Source organism: Streptomyces tubbatahanensis (assembly GCF_022699385.1).
GTDB lineage: Bacteria > Actinomycetota > Actinomycetes > Streptomycetales > Streptomycetaceae > Streptomyces > Streptomyces diacarni.
In genome coordinates, this window is sequence record NZ_CP093846.1 from 6,688,257 (window position 1) to 6,702,990 (window position 14,734).

Sequence of the window (14,734 nt, forward strand, 5' to 3'; positions counted from 1 at the left end):
TCCCGCGCACCCACACCAAGCCCCGCATCCCGGAACCGGAGACCAAGCCATGCCACGATCCGCTGAAAGCACCGAAACCACCGCCTCGTCGACCATCCGCTGGGACCAGGACGGTGACGGCATCGTCACGCTGACCTTCGACGACCCCGACCAGTCGGCCAACACCATGAACGCGGCCTTCCAGGCGTCGCTGACCGCGACCGCCGACCGGCTGGAGGCCGCACGCGAGAGCGTGCGCGGCGTCATCATGACCTCCGCGAAGAAGACGTTCTTCGCGGGCGGCGACCTGCGCCTGCTCATCCAGGCCCGGCCAGGCGACGCCCAGCAGGTCTTCGACAACGGTATGCGCATCAAGCGCGATCTGCGCCGGATCGAGACCCTCGGCGTGCCCGTCGTGGCCGCCGTCAACGGGGCCGCGCTCGGCGGCGGCCTGGAGATCGCGCTCGCCTGCCACCACCGGGTGGCGCTCGACGCGAAAGGCTCGAAGATCGGCTGCCCCGAGGCCACGCTCGGCCTGCTGCCCGCGGGCGGCGGCGTCACCCGTACGGTGCGGCTGCTCGGCGTCACGGACGCGCTGCTGAACGTGCTGCTCCAGGGGCAGCAGTACCACCCGGCGCGTGCCAAGGAGGTCGGGCTCGTCCACGAGGTCGTGCAGACGCGCGAGGAGATGCTGGCCGCGGCGCGCGCCTTCATCGAGGCCAACCCCGAGGCACGCCAGCCCTGGGACGAGAAGGGCTACCGGATCCCCGGCGGGACGCCCGCGCACCCGAAGTTCGCCGAGAACCTGCCCGCCTTCCCCGCCAACCTGAAGAAGCAGACCGGTGGCGCCCCCTACCCGGCGCAGCGCAACATCATGGCGGCGGCGGTCGAGGGCTCCCAGGTGGACTTCGAGACGGCGCAGGTGATCGAGGCGCGCTACTTCGTGGAGCTGGCCTGCGGGCAGATCTCCACCAACATGATCCAGGCGTTCTTCTTCGACCTCCAGGCCGTCAACGCGGGCCGCAGCAGGCCGGACGGCGTCCCGGAGCGGAAGGTGGCGAAGGTCGCCGTACTCGGTGCCGGGATGATGGGCGCCGGGATCGCCTACTCCTGCGCCAAGGCGGGCATCGAGGTGGTCCTCAAAGACGTCTCGCGGGAGGCGGCCGACAAGGGCAAGGCGTACTCGGCGGGGCTGCTGGACAAGGCGCTCAAGCGGGGGAAGACGACCGAGGCCAAGCGGGACGCCCTGCTGGCCCGCATCACGCCCACCGCCGATCCGCAGGACGTGGCCGGCTGCGACGCGGTGATCGAGGCGGTGTTCGAGGACCCGGCGCTCAAGCACAAGGTCTTCCAGGAGATCCAGGGCATCGTCGCCCCCGACGCGCTGCTGTGCTCCAACACCTCCACCCTGCCCATCACCGACCTGGCCGAAGGCGTGGAGCGGCAGCGGGACTTCATCGGGCTGCACTTCTTCTCGCCCGTCGACAAGATGCCGCTCGTCGAGATCATCAAGGGCCGCGAGACCGGCGACGAGGCGCTGGCCCGCGCCTTCGACCTCGTGCAGCAGATCCGCAAGACCCCGATCGTCGTGGGCGACTCGCGCGGGTTCTTCACCTCCCGTGTCATCGGGCACTTCATCAACGAGGGCGTCGCGCTGCTCGCCGAGGGCGTGGACCCGGCCACCGTCGAGCAGGCCGCCGCGCAGGCCGGCTACCCGGCCAAGGTGCTCTCCCTGATGGACGAGCTCACCCTGACGCTGCCGCGCAGGATCCGCGACGAGACGCGCCAGGCCCTGCGCGCCGAGGGCAAGGACCTGCCCGCGCACCCGGCGGACGCCGTACTGGACCGCATGGTCGACGAGTTCGGCCGCACCGGGCGCAGCGGCGGGGCCGGGTTCTACGACTACGACGAGAACGGCAAGCGCGTCGGGCTCTGGCCGGGCCTGCGTGTCCACTTCACCAGGCAGGGCGCACAGGAGGGCGGCACCGACATCCCGTTCGCGGACATGCAGGAGCGGATGCTCTTCGCCGAGGCGCTGGACACCGTGCGGCTGTTCGAGGAGGGCGTGCTCACCACGGTCGCCGACGCCAACATCGGCTCCATCATGGGCATCGGCTTCCCCGCCTGGACGGGCGGCGTCATCCAGTACATCAACGGCTACGAGGGCGGTCCGGCCGGGTTCGTCGCCCGCGCCCGCGAGCTGGGCGCGCGCTACGGGGAGCGGTTTGCGGTGCCCGCGCTGCTGGAGGAGAAGGCGGCGAAGGGTGAGACCTTCGCCGACTGACGGCCCGTGTCACCGCGCGCGGGGGCAGGCGGCCGGCCCCCGCGTCACCGCGGCGCGGGGCCCGAGGCCGCGGGCTCGGGCTCCGCGTCCGGCTGCGGGGCGCTCTCCTGCGGGAAGGCCTCCCGCAGCTCCTCCTTCATGGAGCGCTGGAAGGTGGTCACCAGGGCCTGCACCACCATCGGCTGCATGTGCGCGGACAGCGACTTCATCCGCTCCAGCCGCTCAGGGTCCGACTCCTGCTCCCGGTAGGGGTCCCAGACCTCCCTCTTGAACAGGCGGCTCAGCTCACGCGCCGCCGAGCGGGTGTGCTCCAGCATCACCTCGCGGGCGGCCAGGATCGCCTCCTGGGAGATCGGCACGTCCAGCAGCCGCACCCCGAGTTGGAGCATCGCGGGATCGACCCGGAAGACGTCGGGTTCTTCCGTGCGGGCGAGCACGCTCATCGCCTCCAGCCGGTTCAGGTCGTCGTCCGTCAGCTCCCGTCCGACGCGCGCCCGAAGCTGGCCGCGTGTCGTCTCGTCCACCGTGTCGGGTGTCCAGGAAGCGACCACGGCCCGGTGGATGGCCAGGTCGTGGGCGCTGATGTCGTCGGGGAGCCGCTGGAGGTAGCGCTCGATGGCGGCCAGCGTCATGCCCTGGTTCTGCAGCTCCTCTATGAGCGCCAGCCGGGAGAGGTGTTCGGGCCCGTACCTGCCGACGCGGCGGGGGCCGATCGTGGGCGGTGGCAGCAGGCCCCGGGTGCTGTAGAAACGGATGGTGCGAACGGTCACCCCCGCGCGGGCCGCGAGCTGGTCGACGGTGAGCTGGTCGGTGAGCGCGTCCGTCGTCCCGTCCTGTCGCTCCATGTGCCGCGCCTTCCTCACCGCCGCGTCAGCGGCCCGCCGTCCGTACCGATCACGTTCAACAGTATTGCTGTCGCACCACTCGTGTGAAACCTTCGCAGGCGTCTTTCGGCTTCCGGAGGTGCCATGACCACGCTCCTGCGACTCCCCGGCGACACCCCCTCCGCACTGACCCTCTGCGATCTGCTGCTGCGCGACGTGGAGGACCACGGCGACCTTCCGGCCCTGTCCTGGTACGCCGACGACGGCACGCGCACCACCCTGACCTGGGCCCAGGCCCGCCACCGGATCGCCGAGGTGGCTGCCGGGCTCACCGCGCTGGGCGTCACCCCCGGTGACCACGTCCTGCTCATGATGGGCAACCGCCCCGAGCACTGGCTCACCGACCTCGCCCTCGTCCACCTGGGCGCCGTCCCCGTCTCGGTGTACCAGACCGCCGCCCCCGAGCAGATCGCCCACATCGTGCGCCACTCACGGGCGCGGCTCGCCGTCATCGGCGGAGCCGCGGAACGCGAGCGCTGGGAACGGCTGCCCGCCTCCCTCGGCCCCCAGCGGCTCGTCGTGGCGGACGGGGACGCCGTGGGCCCGCACACCGCCTGGAACACGCTGCCGCGCTCGTACGAGCCGTCGCTTTTCGAGCAGACCTGGCGCCGGGTGCGCTCCCAGGACCCGGTGACCGTCGTCTACACCTCCGGCACCACAGGAGCCCCCAAGGGCGTGGTGATCAGCCACCGCAACGTCGTCCTCAACGCCCTCGCGCTCGACCAGGTCGCCGAGCTGCCCGACCACGCCGACCACCTGTGCTACCTGCCCTTCGCCCACATCGCCGAACGGATGCTGGGCATCTACCTGCCCGTCTTCCGCGCCTCCCACGTCCACCTGTGCGCGGACCCGGCGCGACTCGCCCCGCTGGCCCGCGGGCTGCACCCCGCCGAGTTCTTCGGCGTACCCAGGATCTGGGAGAAGCTCGCCGCCTCGCTGCGCGCCGGCGTGGAGGCGCTCGCGCCGGAGCGGCGCGCCGCCGTCGCGGCCGCCGGCGAGGTGGCGCGCGCCCACGTGCGCTGCCGGGAGCGCGGGCAGGCGCCCGAGCCCGAGCTGGCGGCGGCCTACGCGCAGGCCAGGGGCGAGGTGATCGAGCCGCTGCTGGCGCAGGCGGGCTTCGAGTCGCTGGTGTGGACGGCCAGCGCATCGGCGCCCATGCCGCCGGACGTGCTCGACTTCTGGGCGGGCTTCGGCATCGCGATCATGGACGCGTGGGGGCTGACGGAGACGACCGGGGCGCTCACCCTCAACGGACCCGGCGCCTTCCGGATCGGCTCCGTCGGCCGGCCCCTTGAGGGCACCGAGATCCGTACGGCCGAGGACGGCGAGATCGAGGTGCGCGGCACCACCGTCTTCGAGGGCTACCTGCGCCCCGACGGCTCCGTCGAGCCCGCCACCGACGCGGACGGCTGGTTCGCCACCGGCGACATCGGCCGCGTCGACGACGACGGCTTCCTGTGGCTGACCGACCGCAAGAAGGACATGATCGTCACCTCCTCGGGCAAGAACGTCTCGCCCGCGCTGGTGGAGAACGCGCTCAAGGAGCACCCCCTCATCGGGCAGGCACTGGTGCACGGGGACGGCCGCTCCTACCTGGTGGCGCTGCTGGTACTGGACGCCGAGGCGGCCGGTGCCTGGGCGGCCCGCCAGGGCATCGACGCCGCCGGCGGCGCCCTGTGCGGCCACCCGGCCGTACGGGCCGAGGCCGAGCGCGCCGTCGCCGCCGCCAACGCGCGGCTCAACCGCACGGAACAGGTCAAGCGCTTCCGCCTCCTGGAGCGCGAGTGGAGCCCCGCGACGGGCGAGCTGACGCCCTCGCTCAAACTCCGCCGCCGCGTGATCACCGACGCCTACCGCCGCGAGATCGACGCACTTTACAAAGATCGTGTGTGAGATGTTCCCCGGTGTGACCTGCATCACCGCATAGTTGCCCTGTGCAGGGAAAGGTGACGCCTTGGTCCGCAGCCGTGCTCGCGGCGGCCGGCCCGGCAACGCCCGAACCTCAAGTGAGTTGGAACGATCGTGAGCAACGACGTCGTCCAGGACGCCATCCCGCCGCAACCCGGCGGGGGTGACCGGGCCGGAGCGCAGACCCCCCACGGGCCGGCGCAGGACGCCGGGGACACCGGCTACAGCAAAGACCTCAAGGCGCGCCACATCAACATGATCGCCATCGGCGGGGCGATCGGCACCGGTCTGTTCCTGGGCGCGGGCGGCCGCCTCGCCTCGGCGGGGCCCGCGCTGGCGATCGCCTACGCCGTCTGCGGCCTCTTCGCCTTCTTCGTCGTCAAGGCGCTCGGCGAGATGGTGCTGCACCGCCCCTCCTCGGGCTCCTTCGTCTCCTACTCGCGCGAGTTCCTGGGCGAGAAGGGCGCCTACGTCGCCGGCTGGATGTACTTCCTCAACTGGTCGACCACCGGCATCGCCGACATCACCGCCATCGCCCTCTACACGCACTACTGGAGCTTCTTCACCGACATCCCGCAGTGGGTGCTCGCGCTGATCGCGCTCGCCGTGGTGCTGGCCATCAACATGATCTCCGTGAAGATCTTCGGCGAGCTGGAGTTCTGGTTCGCGGTGATCAAGGTGGCGGCCCTGGTGGTCTTCATGGGCATCGGCATCGTCCTGCTCGCCACCCAGCACGAGGTCGGCGGCACCACCCCGGGGCTCAGCCAGATCACCGACCACGGCGGCATCTTCCCCAGCGGTCTGATGCCCGTCGTCATCGTCATGCAGGGCGTCGTCTTCGCCTACTCCTGCGTCGAACTGGTCGGCGTGACCGCGGGCGAGACCGCCGAGCCGCACAAGGTCGTCCCCAAGGCCGTGAACGCGATCATGTGGCGTGTCGGCTTCTTCTACGTCGGCTCCGTGCTGCTGCTCGCGCTGCTGCTGCCCTGGGACCAGTTCGCCGACGGGGAGAGCCCGTTCGTGACCGTGCTGTCCAAGCTCGGGGTGCCCGGCGCGGGCGACGTGATGAACCTCGTCGTCCTCACCGCCGCCATGTCCAGCCTCAACTCCGGGCTCTACTCCACCGGGCGCATCCTGCGCTCCATGGCCATGTCGGGGTCGGCGCCCAAGTTCACCGCCCGGATGAACCGCAGCCAGGTGCCCTACGGCGGCATCCTGCTGACCTCGGCCGTGTGCGTCGTCGGTGTCGGGCTCAACTACGTGGTGCCCGGCAAGGCGTTCGAGATCGTGCTGAACATCGCCGCGCTCGGCATCATCAGCACCTGGTGCACCATCATGCTGTGCCACTGGGTGTTCGTACGGCGCGCCAAGGCCGGGCTGATCGAGCGCCCGTCCTTCCGGCTGCCCTTCTCGCCCGTCACCGAGTGGGTGACGATCGCCTTCCTGGTCGGCGTCGTCGTGCTGATGTGGAAGGACCCCGACGTGGGCCGACGCACCGTGATGCTCGTACCCGTGATCGCCGCCGCGCTGGTCGCGGGGTGGTTCGGCGTACGCGGACGGGTGCGGGCCGCCGCGGCCGAACGCGAGGTGAAGTAGCACGGGGCACCTCCCGGACCGGCTGCCCACAGCCTGTCCGGGAGGTCACCCCCGGGCCCCGCGCCCCGGGGCCCGGACGGGAGTCTCAGGCCCGTTCGACGTCCTTGACGAACACCAGCCCGTCGAGGTCGGCCAGGTGGGCCGGGTCGAGCGGGGAGTAGCCGAACCAGGGGGAGACGCGGGCGGCGGGCCGCGGCCCCGCGGCCAGGGAAGTGGCCCACTTTGGCGCGTCGATCAGGCAGCGATCCTCCGGCAGCGCGTACAGGAGGCCTTCCACGGTGTCCGGGGGCGGGACGTCCACGCCCTGGTGCCGGAGCGTGCCGAGCGCCGTGGCCACGAAGGCGTAAGCGCCGCCCAGCCGCGCGCTGACGAGCGCGCCGGCGCCCCACCACTCCAGCGCCGGGCCGCCCATGCTCATCGCGCTCTTGGCCCGCTGGAGATGGCCGTTGTGCGCGGAGACCAGCGTCGGGCCCCGCCGGGCGAGAGCCAGGAGGTTGTCGGCCATGATCTGGTCCCGCAGGCCCAACAGCCGGGTCATGCGGCCGTTGGAGGTGTCGGCCATCCAGGAGTGGTAGCGCAGCAGGCCGACGGCGGTGCGTCCGTACAGGCGTGCCCGCTCCCAGTCCTTGCGCGAGGTCGCCGTGTCCGGACGCGGTAGCCGCGCGTCGAGCAGCGCCACCAGGTCGTCGGCGAGCAGACGCAGCCGCTGGGCCTCGGCCGAGCGCCCCACGGACCTGTCCGGGTTCCGCATCGCGGCGGGTTCGGTCCACAACTCGTCGGCGCCGAGCAGGTCATGGAGCGTCCGCGCGGTGCAGGGGAGGAGTTCCGGCTCAACCCGCGCCGAGAGGTGGTCGTGCAGTGCGGTCAGGGCCTGCCGGGGGCTCGCGGCGCCGGATATCTCCAGTGGCCCGTCGACACCGGCGAAGCGCACCTGCTCGGCGGCCGGGCGGTCCTCGTTGTGGGCGCGCATCCAGCGCACGAGCGCGCGGTTGCCGGCGAACGCGCCCCAGCCGTGGCTGAATCCGTGCTCCATGACCGCGTCGAGGTCGCCCGTGCCCGAGGTGACGTAGGCGTCCACGGCCAGGCCCGCCAGGCAGTCGCTCTCGACGGCGATCGTCCGGTAGCCCTCCTCTTCGACGAGTTGCCGGAAGAGGGCGTTGCGCAGGTCGAGCAGCGTGTCCTCACCGTGAGCCGGCTCGCCCAGGGCGAGCAGCCGCGGCCGGCCCTCCAACAGCCGCAGGAGAGCGCGTGCTTCGGCGGGATGCGTGGTGTGCTGGGTGCCGGTGTCCATTCCCTCAACGGTATCGTTGAACTCTCGGTGGAAACTTTTGCGCGATAGTCTCGGAGTTGTGAGGCGAAACCTTCAAAGCGGTGAGCGGCTGAGGCCCGTTGATCTGGCGCGTGGGCACGGTCTGTCCACGCAGGCGGTCCGCAACTACGAGGAGGCCGGCATCCTGCCGGCCGCGGACCGCACGCCCCACGGCTACCGCACCTACACGCCGCTGCACGCGCGGGCGCTGCGCGCGTTCTCGGCCCTGCTGCCGGGCCACGGCCACCGGACGGCGGCGTCGATCATGCGGGCCGTCAACGCGGGCGCGGTCGACGAGGCGTTCCGCCTCATCGACGAGAGCCACGCCCAGCTTCTCGACGACCGGCGGACACTCCAGGCCGTGCGCGCGGCCCTCCACGAGCTGCGGCCGGGCGCGGCGTCCGACACGGGTGCGGGGTCAAGCACCGGTGCCAGGTCAGGTCCTGCGGCGGCAGCCGAGAACGGCGGCACGTTCATCGGGCCGCTCGCGGGCAGGCTCGGTATCAGGACCGCGACGCTGCGCAAGTGGGAGCAGGCCGGGCTGGTGAGCCCGCGCCGCGACCCGCGAACCGGGTACCGCGTCTTCGACGCGGCCGCCGTGCGGGACGCGCTGCTGACCCGCCAACTCCGGCGCGGCGGCTATCTGCTGGCGGAGATCGCCCCGCTGATCGCCCAGGTCAGGGCGGCCGGTGGGGTGGAGCCGCTGGAGGGGGCGCTGGGTGACTGGCACGCTCGGCTGGCGGCGCGCGGACGGGCGATGCTCACCGGCGCCGCCGCGTTGGACGCCTATCTCGGCGAGCCCCTCAGCTCAGCCGTACCGGCAGCTCGTACAGCTCGTTCTGGGTGACCGCCGGCTTGTTGCGCAGCTGGCCGGGGTCGACCGCGAGGGAGAGCCCGGGGAAGCGCTCGAAGAGGGCGGGGAGGGCGACCAGGGCCTCCAGACGGGAGAGCGGCGCCCCGGGGCACACGTGCGGACCGTGCCCGAAGGACAGGTGCCGCGTCGGGGTACGAGTGACGTCGAAACGCTCCGCGTCGGGCCCGTGCTGCCGCTCGTCCCTCCCGATGGCGCCGTAGGCGATGATCACCGCGTCGCCCTGTCCGAGTACGGTGCCGCCGACCTCCATGTCCTCGGTGGCGAACCGGATCAGCACGTGCGTGGTGGGCGCGTCCCACCGCAGCGTCTCCTCGATGGCCGCCTCCCAGCTCACCTCGCCGGACAGGACACGAGCGAGCTGGTCAGGGTGGGTCAGCAGGGCGCGTACGGTGCTCACGATCAGGCTGATGGTGGTCTCGTGCCCCGCGGTGATCAGCACCTGGACGGTGGCGATGATCTCCTCGTCGCTGAGCGAGTCGCCCTCGTCGGCGGCGGCCAGCAGCGCGCTCGTCAGATCGTCGCCCGGGGACCGGCGCTTCTCGGCCACGATCGCGCCGAAGAGCGCGCCGAGTTCGGCGATGATGGCCTGCACGTCCTCGCCCGGCGTGACGCTGCTGAAGAAGCCGTCGAAGAGGGTGCGCAGCCGGGGGATCCGGTCGGTGTCGACGCCCACCAGGTCCCCGATGACGGCCATCGGCAGTGGGTAGGCGAACGCGGACTTGAGATCGACGCGGCCGTCCGCGTCGGCCGAGGCCCGCAGGTCGTCCAGGAGCCCGCGGGTGATCTCCTCGATGCGCGGCCGCATCGCGGCCACCCGGCGGGGGGTGAGGGCCTGCGCGGTCAGCGTGCGCAGCCTGCGGTGCTCGGGGCCGTCGAAGGTGAGCATGCTGGGGCCCGGGTCGGCCAGGCCGATCAGCGGCCAGGTGTCGGGGATCTCCCCGCGTTTCCAGGCCGCCCAGTGGCCGATGTCCTTCACCAGCCTGCTGTCGGTCAGCAGCCGCCGCGCCTCCGCGTGGTGGGTGACCGCCCACACCCGTACCCCGCCGGGCAGTTCGACGGGGGCCAGAGGACCCGCGGCGCGCAGCGCGGCGCCCTCGCCCGCCAGGTCGCCGACGAGCGGGTCGAGCGCGATGACGCCATCCTGGGCGCCGGGCGAGTGCGGCCCGGTGAAGGGGCACGCGGCGGACTCGGTCATCGCAGGCCTCCCTGGGCGCTCGTGGGGGTCGGGGTGAAGCGGACGGGGAGCGACGCCAGGCCCCGCAGGAAGGGCGAGGGCCGCCACACGAGGGCCTGGCGGCTGACGGCCAGGTCGACGTCCGGCAGGCGGTCGAGCAGGACCTCGATGCCGGTACGGGCGATGCCCTCGGCGATGTCCTGCGCGGGGTAGGGGCAGCGGTGGTCCCCGTGCCCGAAGGAGAGGAAGGCGTTGTTGCCGCCGGTCAGTACCGTGCGGTCGGGCCGCACCTGCGGATCGCCGTTGGCGGCGGCGAAGCTGAGCATCAGCAGGTCGCCCGCCGCCACGTGCCGCCCGGCGAGCTGGGTGTCACGGGTGGCCCAGCGGCCCGCGATGTTCTGGGTGGGCGTGTCCTCCCACAGCACCTCGTTCATCGCCTCGGCTACGCTGTGCCGGCCGCCGGTCAGCGAGGCGGCGAAGCGCTCGTCGGTGAGCATCAGCCGCAGCGAGTTGCCGATCCAGTCGGCCGTCGGCTGGTGGCCCGCGATGATGTTGACCATCATGTCCTCGACGATCTCCTCGAAGGAGAACCCCTCGGCGAAGTCGTGGTGCAGCATCCGCGAGGCGACCCCGGCGGCGGGGGCGTGGCGCCGGGAGGCCAGCAGCGTCTCCATCGCCCCCTTCACCCGGTCGCGTCCGGCCAGCGCGCCCTCGCCGCCGTCCACGAGGTCGTTGATGCTGGGCACCAGCGCGGCGCCCTCCTCGTCGGTGAAGCCGTAGAGCCGGGCGAGCACCAGCGCGGGCAGCACCTTGGCGTACTCGGCGATCAGGTCGGCGGAGCCGCGTCCGCACAGCTCGTCGATCAGCCGGTCGGCGAACCGCTCGGAGTGGTCGCGCAACTCGAACGGGTCCACGGCGGTGAGCGCGTCGCTGACCAGGGCGGAGCGGCGCTGGTGCCGTTCCCCCACGGTGTAGAGGATCGACGGCTGCTTGCCGACCATCGGCAGCAGCGGCCAGTCCGCCGGGATGTTCGGCCACTGGTTCCACAGGCCCGAGTCGCGGCTGAACAGCGCAGGATCGGAGGTGATCTGGTGCAGTTCCCGGTAGCCGAGGACCAGCCAGCAGGGGACGTCGCCCGGCAGTGTCACCGGGGCGAGCGGCCCGTGCTGCTCGTACATGTCGCGGTAGAGCCTGGCGCGGTCGTCGTTCTGGAAGCGCGGCCCCAGCAGGGGGACGGACTCCGAGCTGGGGTGCGCGGGGCAGCCGGGCGGCGGTGCGGAGACGGTGCTGTGGTGCTGAGCGGGTGTCACGGGGTGTTCTCCCGGCGCGCGGTGGAGAGGGCGTACAGGTGGTGGACGAGGGCGAGCAGCACGTCCTTGCTGGAGGCGCGGGAGCGTGCGTCGCACTCGACCAGCGGGACGTCGTCGGGCAGATCGAGCGCCTCGCGCACCTGGTCGGGGGTGTGCCGGGGGCCGCCGAAGTCGTTGCTGGCGACGATGAACGGGGTGCCGTGCGCCTCGAGGCGGTCGATGGCGTACCACGACTCCTCCAGGCGGCGCGTGTCCACCAGCACGACGGCGCCCAGCGTGCCGGAGAAGAGCCGGTCCCACAGGAACCAGAACCGCTCCTGGCCTGGCGCGCCGAACAGGTAGAGCACCGTCTCGTCGTCGAGGCTGATGCGGCCGAAGTCGAAGGCGATGGTGGTGGTCGTCTTGTCCTGGACACCGGAGAGGTCGTCGACCCCCTCACCGGCCCGGGTCATCGTCTCCTCGGTGTTCAGCGGGCGGATGTCGCTGACCGCCCTGACCATGGTCGTCTTGCCGACCCCGAACCCGCCGACGATCACGATCTTCAGCCCCTGCGCCGCCGTGCTCAGCAGCGGGGGGCGTTCCTGCGCGTCAGCGGTCGCCACCGGGGTCGCTTCAGATGTTGCGGAGTCCAACGAGCACCTGCTTCAGGATGTCGGGATCGGGCAGTGCGTCAGCGGTCTGGGCACGCCGCGGATGACGGGCGGTGATCTTCCCCTGCGCGAGCAGGTCGCCCAGCAGGATGCGGACGACGCTCACCGGCAGTCCCAGATCGGAGGCCAGCTCCACGACCGCCGTGGGGAAGCGGCAGATGCGGAGAATCGCGGCGTGCTCCGACTGCATGCCGCGCACGGGGGCGCTCTCGCTGACCACGAGCGTCACCAGATCGAAGGTGTCGGCTCCGGCCACCGAACGGCTGCGCCCGCCGGTCACGGTGTACAGCCGGTCCGGGTCCTCGTCCCGGCCCGGCCGCGTCATGCCTGCCCGCCCCCGCGCCCGTCACTCGCCGTCTGCTGGCGCGGCGGGGCGCTGAGGTATTCGCTGAGCTGCTCGATCAGCTCGTTCATGTTGTGGCCGATCAGGCCGACGTCCGACTCCTCGTCGGCGACGACGGCCAGGTGGGCGCCGTCACCCGCCTCCACGACGAACAGGATGCCGCCGTAGAACTCCGCCATGGCCTGCCGGACGCCGCCGTCACCGTTGCCGAACTCCACGGAAGCGCCGTGCGACAGGCTCTGGATACCGGCCGAGATGGCCGCGAGCTGGTCGGCCTGGTCCACGGAGAGCTCCGGGGTGCGGCACAACTTCAGGCCGTCCCGGGACAGCACGAGTGCGTGCCGGGCGCCGGGGGTGCGCTCCAGCAGACTCTCCAGCAGCCAGTCGAGCTTGCTGTCAGTGATCATTCGGTGTCGTCCTCCGAGAAGGGAGAGGAGCGGGCGGGGGAGGGGGCGTCAGGTGCCGTGGGGTGTCGGCCCGTCGCGCCGGGTTCGGGGGTCTTGTCGCGGGACTCGGTGGTCTCCTCGTCCGATGGGGCGGCGCCCTGCACGGCCCGGCGGAAGTCGCCGAAACGCGCGCCCGAGGGCCGCTTGGTACGGGCGGCTGCCGGGTCGCGGTCGCGCTCCCGTGCGCCGGACTCCTCGGTCGCGTCGGGCGAGGAGCCCGTGGCGGAGGAACGGGAGGCCGAAGCGCGGGCGACCGCCGCCAGTGTCTGGCCCCGGCGCCGCTTGGGCAGGCCGCTGGTCCCGAACTCCTGGGGCGGAGGCGCCGCGGTCGCGTACTCGCCGGTGCGTGAGCTCTCGTGCTCGCCGGTACGCAGGCTCTCGTGCTCGCCAGTACGCGCGCTCTCGTGCTCGCCCGTGCGTGAGCTCTCGTTCCCTCCGTGGCCCAGGGCGGGTCCGCGGGTCGCGGGTGCGGGCTCCGGCTGCCGGGTGTGGGTGTCGCCCGCGGGGGCGGCGCTCAGCAGCCCGCGGTTCCTGGCGGGCACGGCCGCGGCCGGTGCGGGCTCGGCCGCGGGCGCGCCGTGGCCGCTCTCCGCACGGCGCGGCTCGGTCACCAACTCGCGCGGAATACGGACGAGGACGCCCGTACCGCCGTGCGCGGAGGGGCGGAAGGAGACGGACAGGCCGTGCTTGCGGGCCAGCCGCCCGACGACGGCCAGCCCGAGCCGGGTACCCGAGAGCGTGGACAGGTCGTTGTGCTCGGCGGAGACGGCCTGCTGGGCGCGGCGGAGTGCCACCTCGCCCATCACCAGGCCGCCGTCCTCGATGGTGATGACCACCCCTGCGGCCACCTCCTCGACGTACACGTGCACTTCGGAGGTGGGCGGGGAGAAGTTCGCCGCGTTGTCCATCAGCTCGGCCAGCGCGTGCATGACACCCTCGGCCGCGTGGCCCGCGATGGCCACCTCGCTCGCCGAGTGCAGCCGCACCCGCTGGTAGCCGCTGATGCGCCCCATCGCGCCGCGCAGAATCGACTCCATGACGATGGGCTTGGCCCACCGGCGTCCCGAGCGGGCGCCCGTCAACACCGCGATGGAGTCCGCGATGCGGCCCGTCTGCGCCGTGCGGTGGTCCAGGTGCAACAGGTCGGCCAGCACGTCCTCGTCGGCGTGCCGGTGCTCCATCTCCCGCAGGTCGGCGGCCATGCCCGTGGCCAGCGCCTGCACGCGCCCGGCCGCGTTGGCGCACGCCGACATCGCGGCGGCCCGCATGTTCTCGCCCTTGTGTACCTCGCGCGCCAGGGTGACCAGCACCCGGCGCTGCGTCTCGCCGGCCGCGGCGGGCGCCTCGGCCAGCGCGGTCTCGGCCGAGCCGCCGCGGCGCAGCCGGTCGACGACGGCGGGCACCACCGCGTCGGCGAAGTAGGCGTCGGCCCGCTCCCGTTCGGCCGCGCGCGCGTTGCCGGCCGCCAGGGCAGCACGCAGCCGACGCCCTGTCAGCACGGCGCGCGCGGCGACGGTGACGGCCACGCACAGCACGACCCCGGCCGCGCCGCCGCCCCAGGCGACGGCGGTACGTGCCGACGCGTCGGCCGCGTACACGGCCGTCAGGCAGGCGACCGCGGCGAGCGCGGCGGAGACCAGCAGCGCCAGTGCGGTTCCCGTGCCGGTTCCGGCACCCGGGGCCGCGGCCGCGGTCCCGGGCCCCGCGACCGTCGTGCCGGTGCCTGCGGCCGGTCGGCCCGCACCCGCGGCCGGTGGCGGTGATATCTCGGGGGAGGTCATCAATCAGGTCCTAGGGGACGGAACCGGGCAGAGGCGAGAGCTGATGCCGCAGCCCTCCGAGCAACGTCGCACCAATATAAGTCAGTTAGTGATCACGAAATGACGGAGGGGCGTTCCGGTTCGGAAGATGGCGGAATGCCGCCCCTCCGGGCCCCGGCCGACGGCCCCGGACGGTACCGCGCGTCCCACCGCTGGG

The 14,734-nt window shown here is 72.5% G+C and carries 12 protein-coding genes; 4 read left to right on the top strand and 8 right to left on the bottom strand.

Annotation, left to right across the window (positions count from 1 at the left end; translation table 11 throughout):
- Positions 1 to 49 precede the first annotated feature (49 nt).
- Complete coding sequence (locus MMF93_RS28635) at positions 50 to 2,263, top strand: 3-hydroxyacyl-CoA dehydrogenase NAD-binding domain-containing protein (protein WP_242755990.1); 2,214 nt, start codon at positions 50 to 52, stop codon at positions 2,261 to 2,263.
- Between the two features lie 44 nt (positions 2,264 to 2,307).
- Here MMF93_RS28635 and MMF93_RS28640 read toward each other — a convergent pair whose 3' ends face one another.
- Positions 2,308 to 3,108 carry a MerR family transcriptional regulator gene (locus tag MMF93_RS28640; protein WP_242755992.1) on the bottom strand — a complete coding sequence of 267 codons (801 nt, stop codon included), beginning with the start codon at positions 3,106 to 3,108 and terminating at the stop codon, positions 2,308 to 2,310.
- A gap of 123 nt (positions 3,109 to 3,231) precedes the next feature.
- On the opposite strand from MMF93_RS28640, the gene MMF93_RS28645 reads away from it, so the two are divergent.
- On the top strand, positions 3,232 to 5,040 hold the full coding sequence (locus MMF93_RS28645; protein WP_242755994.1) for an AMP-dependent synthetase/ligase: 1,809 nt from the start codon (positions 3,232 to 3,234) through the stop codon (positions 5,038 to 5,040).
- Between the two features lie 129 nt (positions 5,041 to 5,169).
- Entirely contained in the window at positions 5,170 to 6,651 is a 1,482-nt protein-coding gene (locus tag MMF93_RS28650; protein ID WP_423835541.1) for an amino acid permease, read from the top strand.
- A gap of 85 nt (positions 6,652 to 6,736) precedes the next feature.
- Here the strand turns inward: MMF93_RS28650 and MMF93_RS28655 are convergent, their stop codons facing one another.
- Positions 6,737 to 7,942 carry an erythromycin esterase family protein gene (locus MMF93_RS28655; RefSeq protein WP_242755995.1) on the bottom strand — a complete coding sequence of 402 codons (1,206 nt, stop codon included), beginning with the start codon at positions 7,940 to 7,942 and terminating at the stop codon, positions 6,737 to 6,739.
- A gap of 58 nt (positions 7,943 to 8,000) precedes the next feature.
- Here MMF93_RS28655 and MMF93_RS28660 point away from each other — a divergent pair, with 58 nt between their 5' ends.
- Entirely contained in the window at positions 8,001 to 8,807 is an 807-nt protein-coding gene (locus MMF93_RS28660; protein WP_242755997.1) for a TioE family transcriptional regulator, read from the top strand.
- On the opposite strand, the gene MMF93_RS28665 is transcribed toward MMF93_RS28660, so the two are convergent.
- From MMF93_RS28665 to MMF93_RS28690, 6 genes are read right to left on the bottom strand one after another with little or no spacing between them, the layout of a single operon-like run.
- Positions 8,764 to 10,029 (bottom strand): cytochrome P450 family protein, encoded by a 1,266-nt coding sequence (locus MMF93_RS28665; protein WP_242755999.1) that lies wholly within the window; start codon positions 10,027 to 10,029, stop codon positions 8,764 to 8,766. The two genes, MMF93_RS28660 and MMF93_RS28665, sit on opposite strands and share 44 nt — an antisense overlap.
- Positions 10,026 to 11,318: a cytochrome P450 gene (locus tag MMF93_RS28670; RefSeq protein WP_423835542.1), complete on the bottom strand. Its 1,293-nt coding sequence runs from the start codon at positions 11,316 to 11,318 to the stop codon at positions 10,026 to 10,028. The genes MMF93_RS28665 and MMF93_RS28670 overlap by 4 nt, the downstream gene beginning before the upstream one ends.
- Positions 11,315 to 11,950, bottom strand: a complete 636-nt coding sequence (locus MMF93_RS28675; protein WP_242756001.1) for a GTP-binding protein — start codon at positions 11,948 to 11,950, stop codon at positions 11,315 to 11,317. The genes MMF93_RS28670 and MMF93_RS28675 overlap by 4 nt, the downstream gene beginning before the upstream one ends.
- The gene (locus tag MMF93_RS28680; RefSeq protein WP_114017887.1) at positions 11,931 to 12,293 is read right to left on the bottom strand and encodes a DUF742 domain-containing protein; all 363 of its coding nucleotides are present in this window, start codon (positions 12,291 to 12,293) and stop codon (positions 11,931 to 11,933) included. The genes MMF93_RS28675 and MMF93_RS28680 overlap by 20 nt, the downstream gene beginning before the upstream one ends.
- Positions 12,290 to 12,718, bottom strand: coding sequence for a roadblock/LC7 domain-containing protein (locus tag MMF93_RS28685; RefSeq protein WP_242756003.1), 429 nt, complete (start codon positions 12,716 to 12,718; stop codon positions 12,290 to 12,292). Before MMF93_RS28685 ends, MMF93_RS28680 begins: the two co-directional genes overlap by 4 nt.
- Complete coding sequence (locus tag MMF93_RS28690; protein WP_242756005.1) at positions 12,715 to 14,538, bottom strand: ATP-binding protein; 1,824 nt, start codon at positions 14,536 to 14,538, stop codon at positions 12,715 to 12,717. The genes MMF93_RS28685 and MMF93_RS28690 overlap by 4 nt, the downstream gene beginning before the upstream one ends.
- Positions 14,539 to 14,734: the final 196 nt, after the last annotated feature.

Excerpts from the sequence above, each read along its gene's own strand:
- MMF93_RS28635 (WP_242755990.1), top strand. The coding sequence starts at position 50 with ATGCCACGATCCGCTGAAAGCACCGAAACCACCGCCTCGTCGACCATC.
- MMF93_RS28640 (WP_242755992.1), bottom strand. The coding sequence starts at position 3,108 with ATGGAGCGACAGGACGGGACGACGGACGCGCTCACCGACCAGCTCACC.
- MMF93_RS28645 (WP_242755994.1), top strand. The coding sequence starts at position 3,232 with ATGACCACGCTCCTGCGACTCCCCGGCGACACCCCCTCCGCACTGACC.
- MMF93_RS28655 (WP_242755995.1), bottom strand. The coding sequence starts at position 7,942 with ATGGACACCGGCACCCAGCACACCACGCATCCCGCCGAAGCACGCGCT.
- MMF93_RS28665 (WP_242755999.1), bottom strand. The coding sequence starts at position 10,029 with ATGACCGAGTCCGCCGCGTGCCCCTTCACCGGGCCGCACTCGCCCGGC.
- MMF93_RS28680 (WP_114017887.1), bottom strand. The coding sequence starts at position 12,293 with ATGACGCGGCCGGGCCGGGACGAGGACCCGGACCGGCTGTACACCGTG.
- MMF93_RS28685 (WP_242756003.1), bottom strand. The coding sequence starts at position 12,718 with ATGATCACTGACAGCAAGCTCGACTGGCTGCTGGAGAGTCTGCTGGAG.
- MMF93_RS28690 (WP_242756005.1), bottom strand. The coding sequence starts at position 14,538 with ATGACCTCCCCCGAGATATCACCGCCACCGGCCGCGGGTGCGGGCCGA.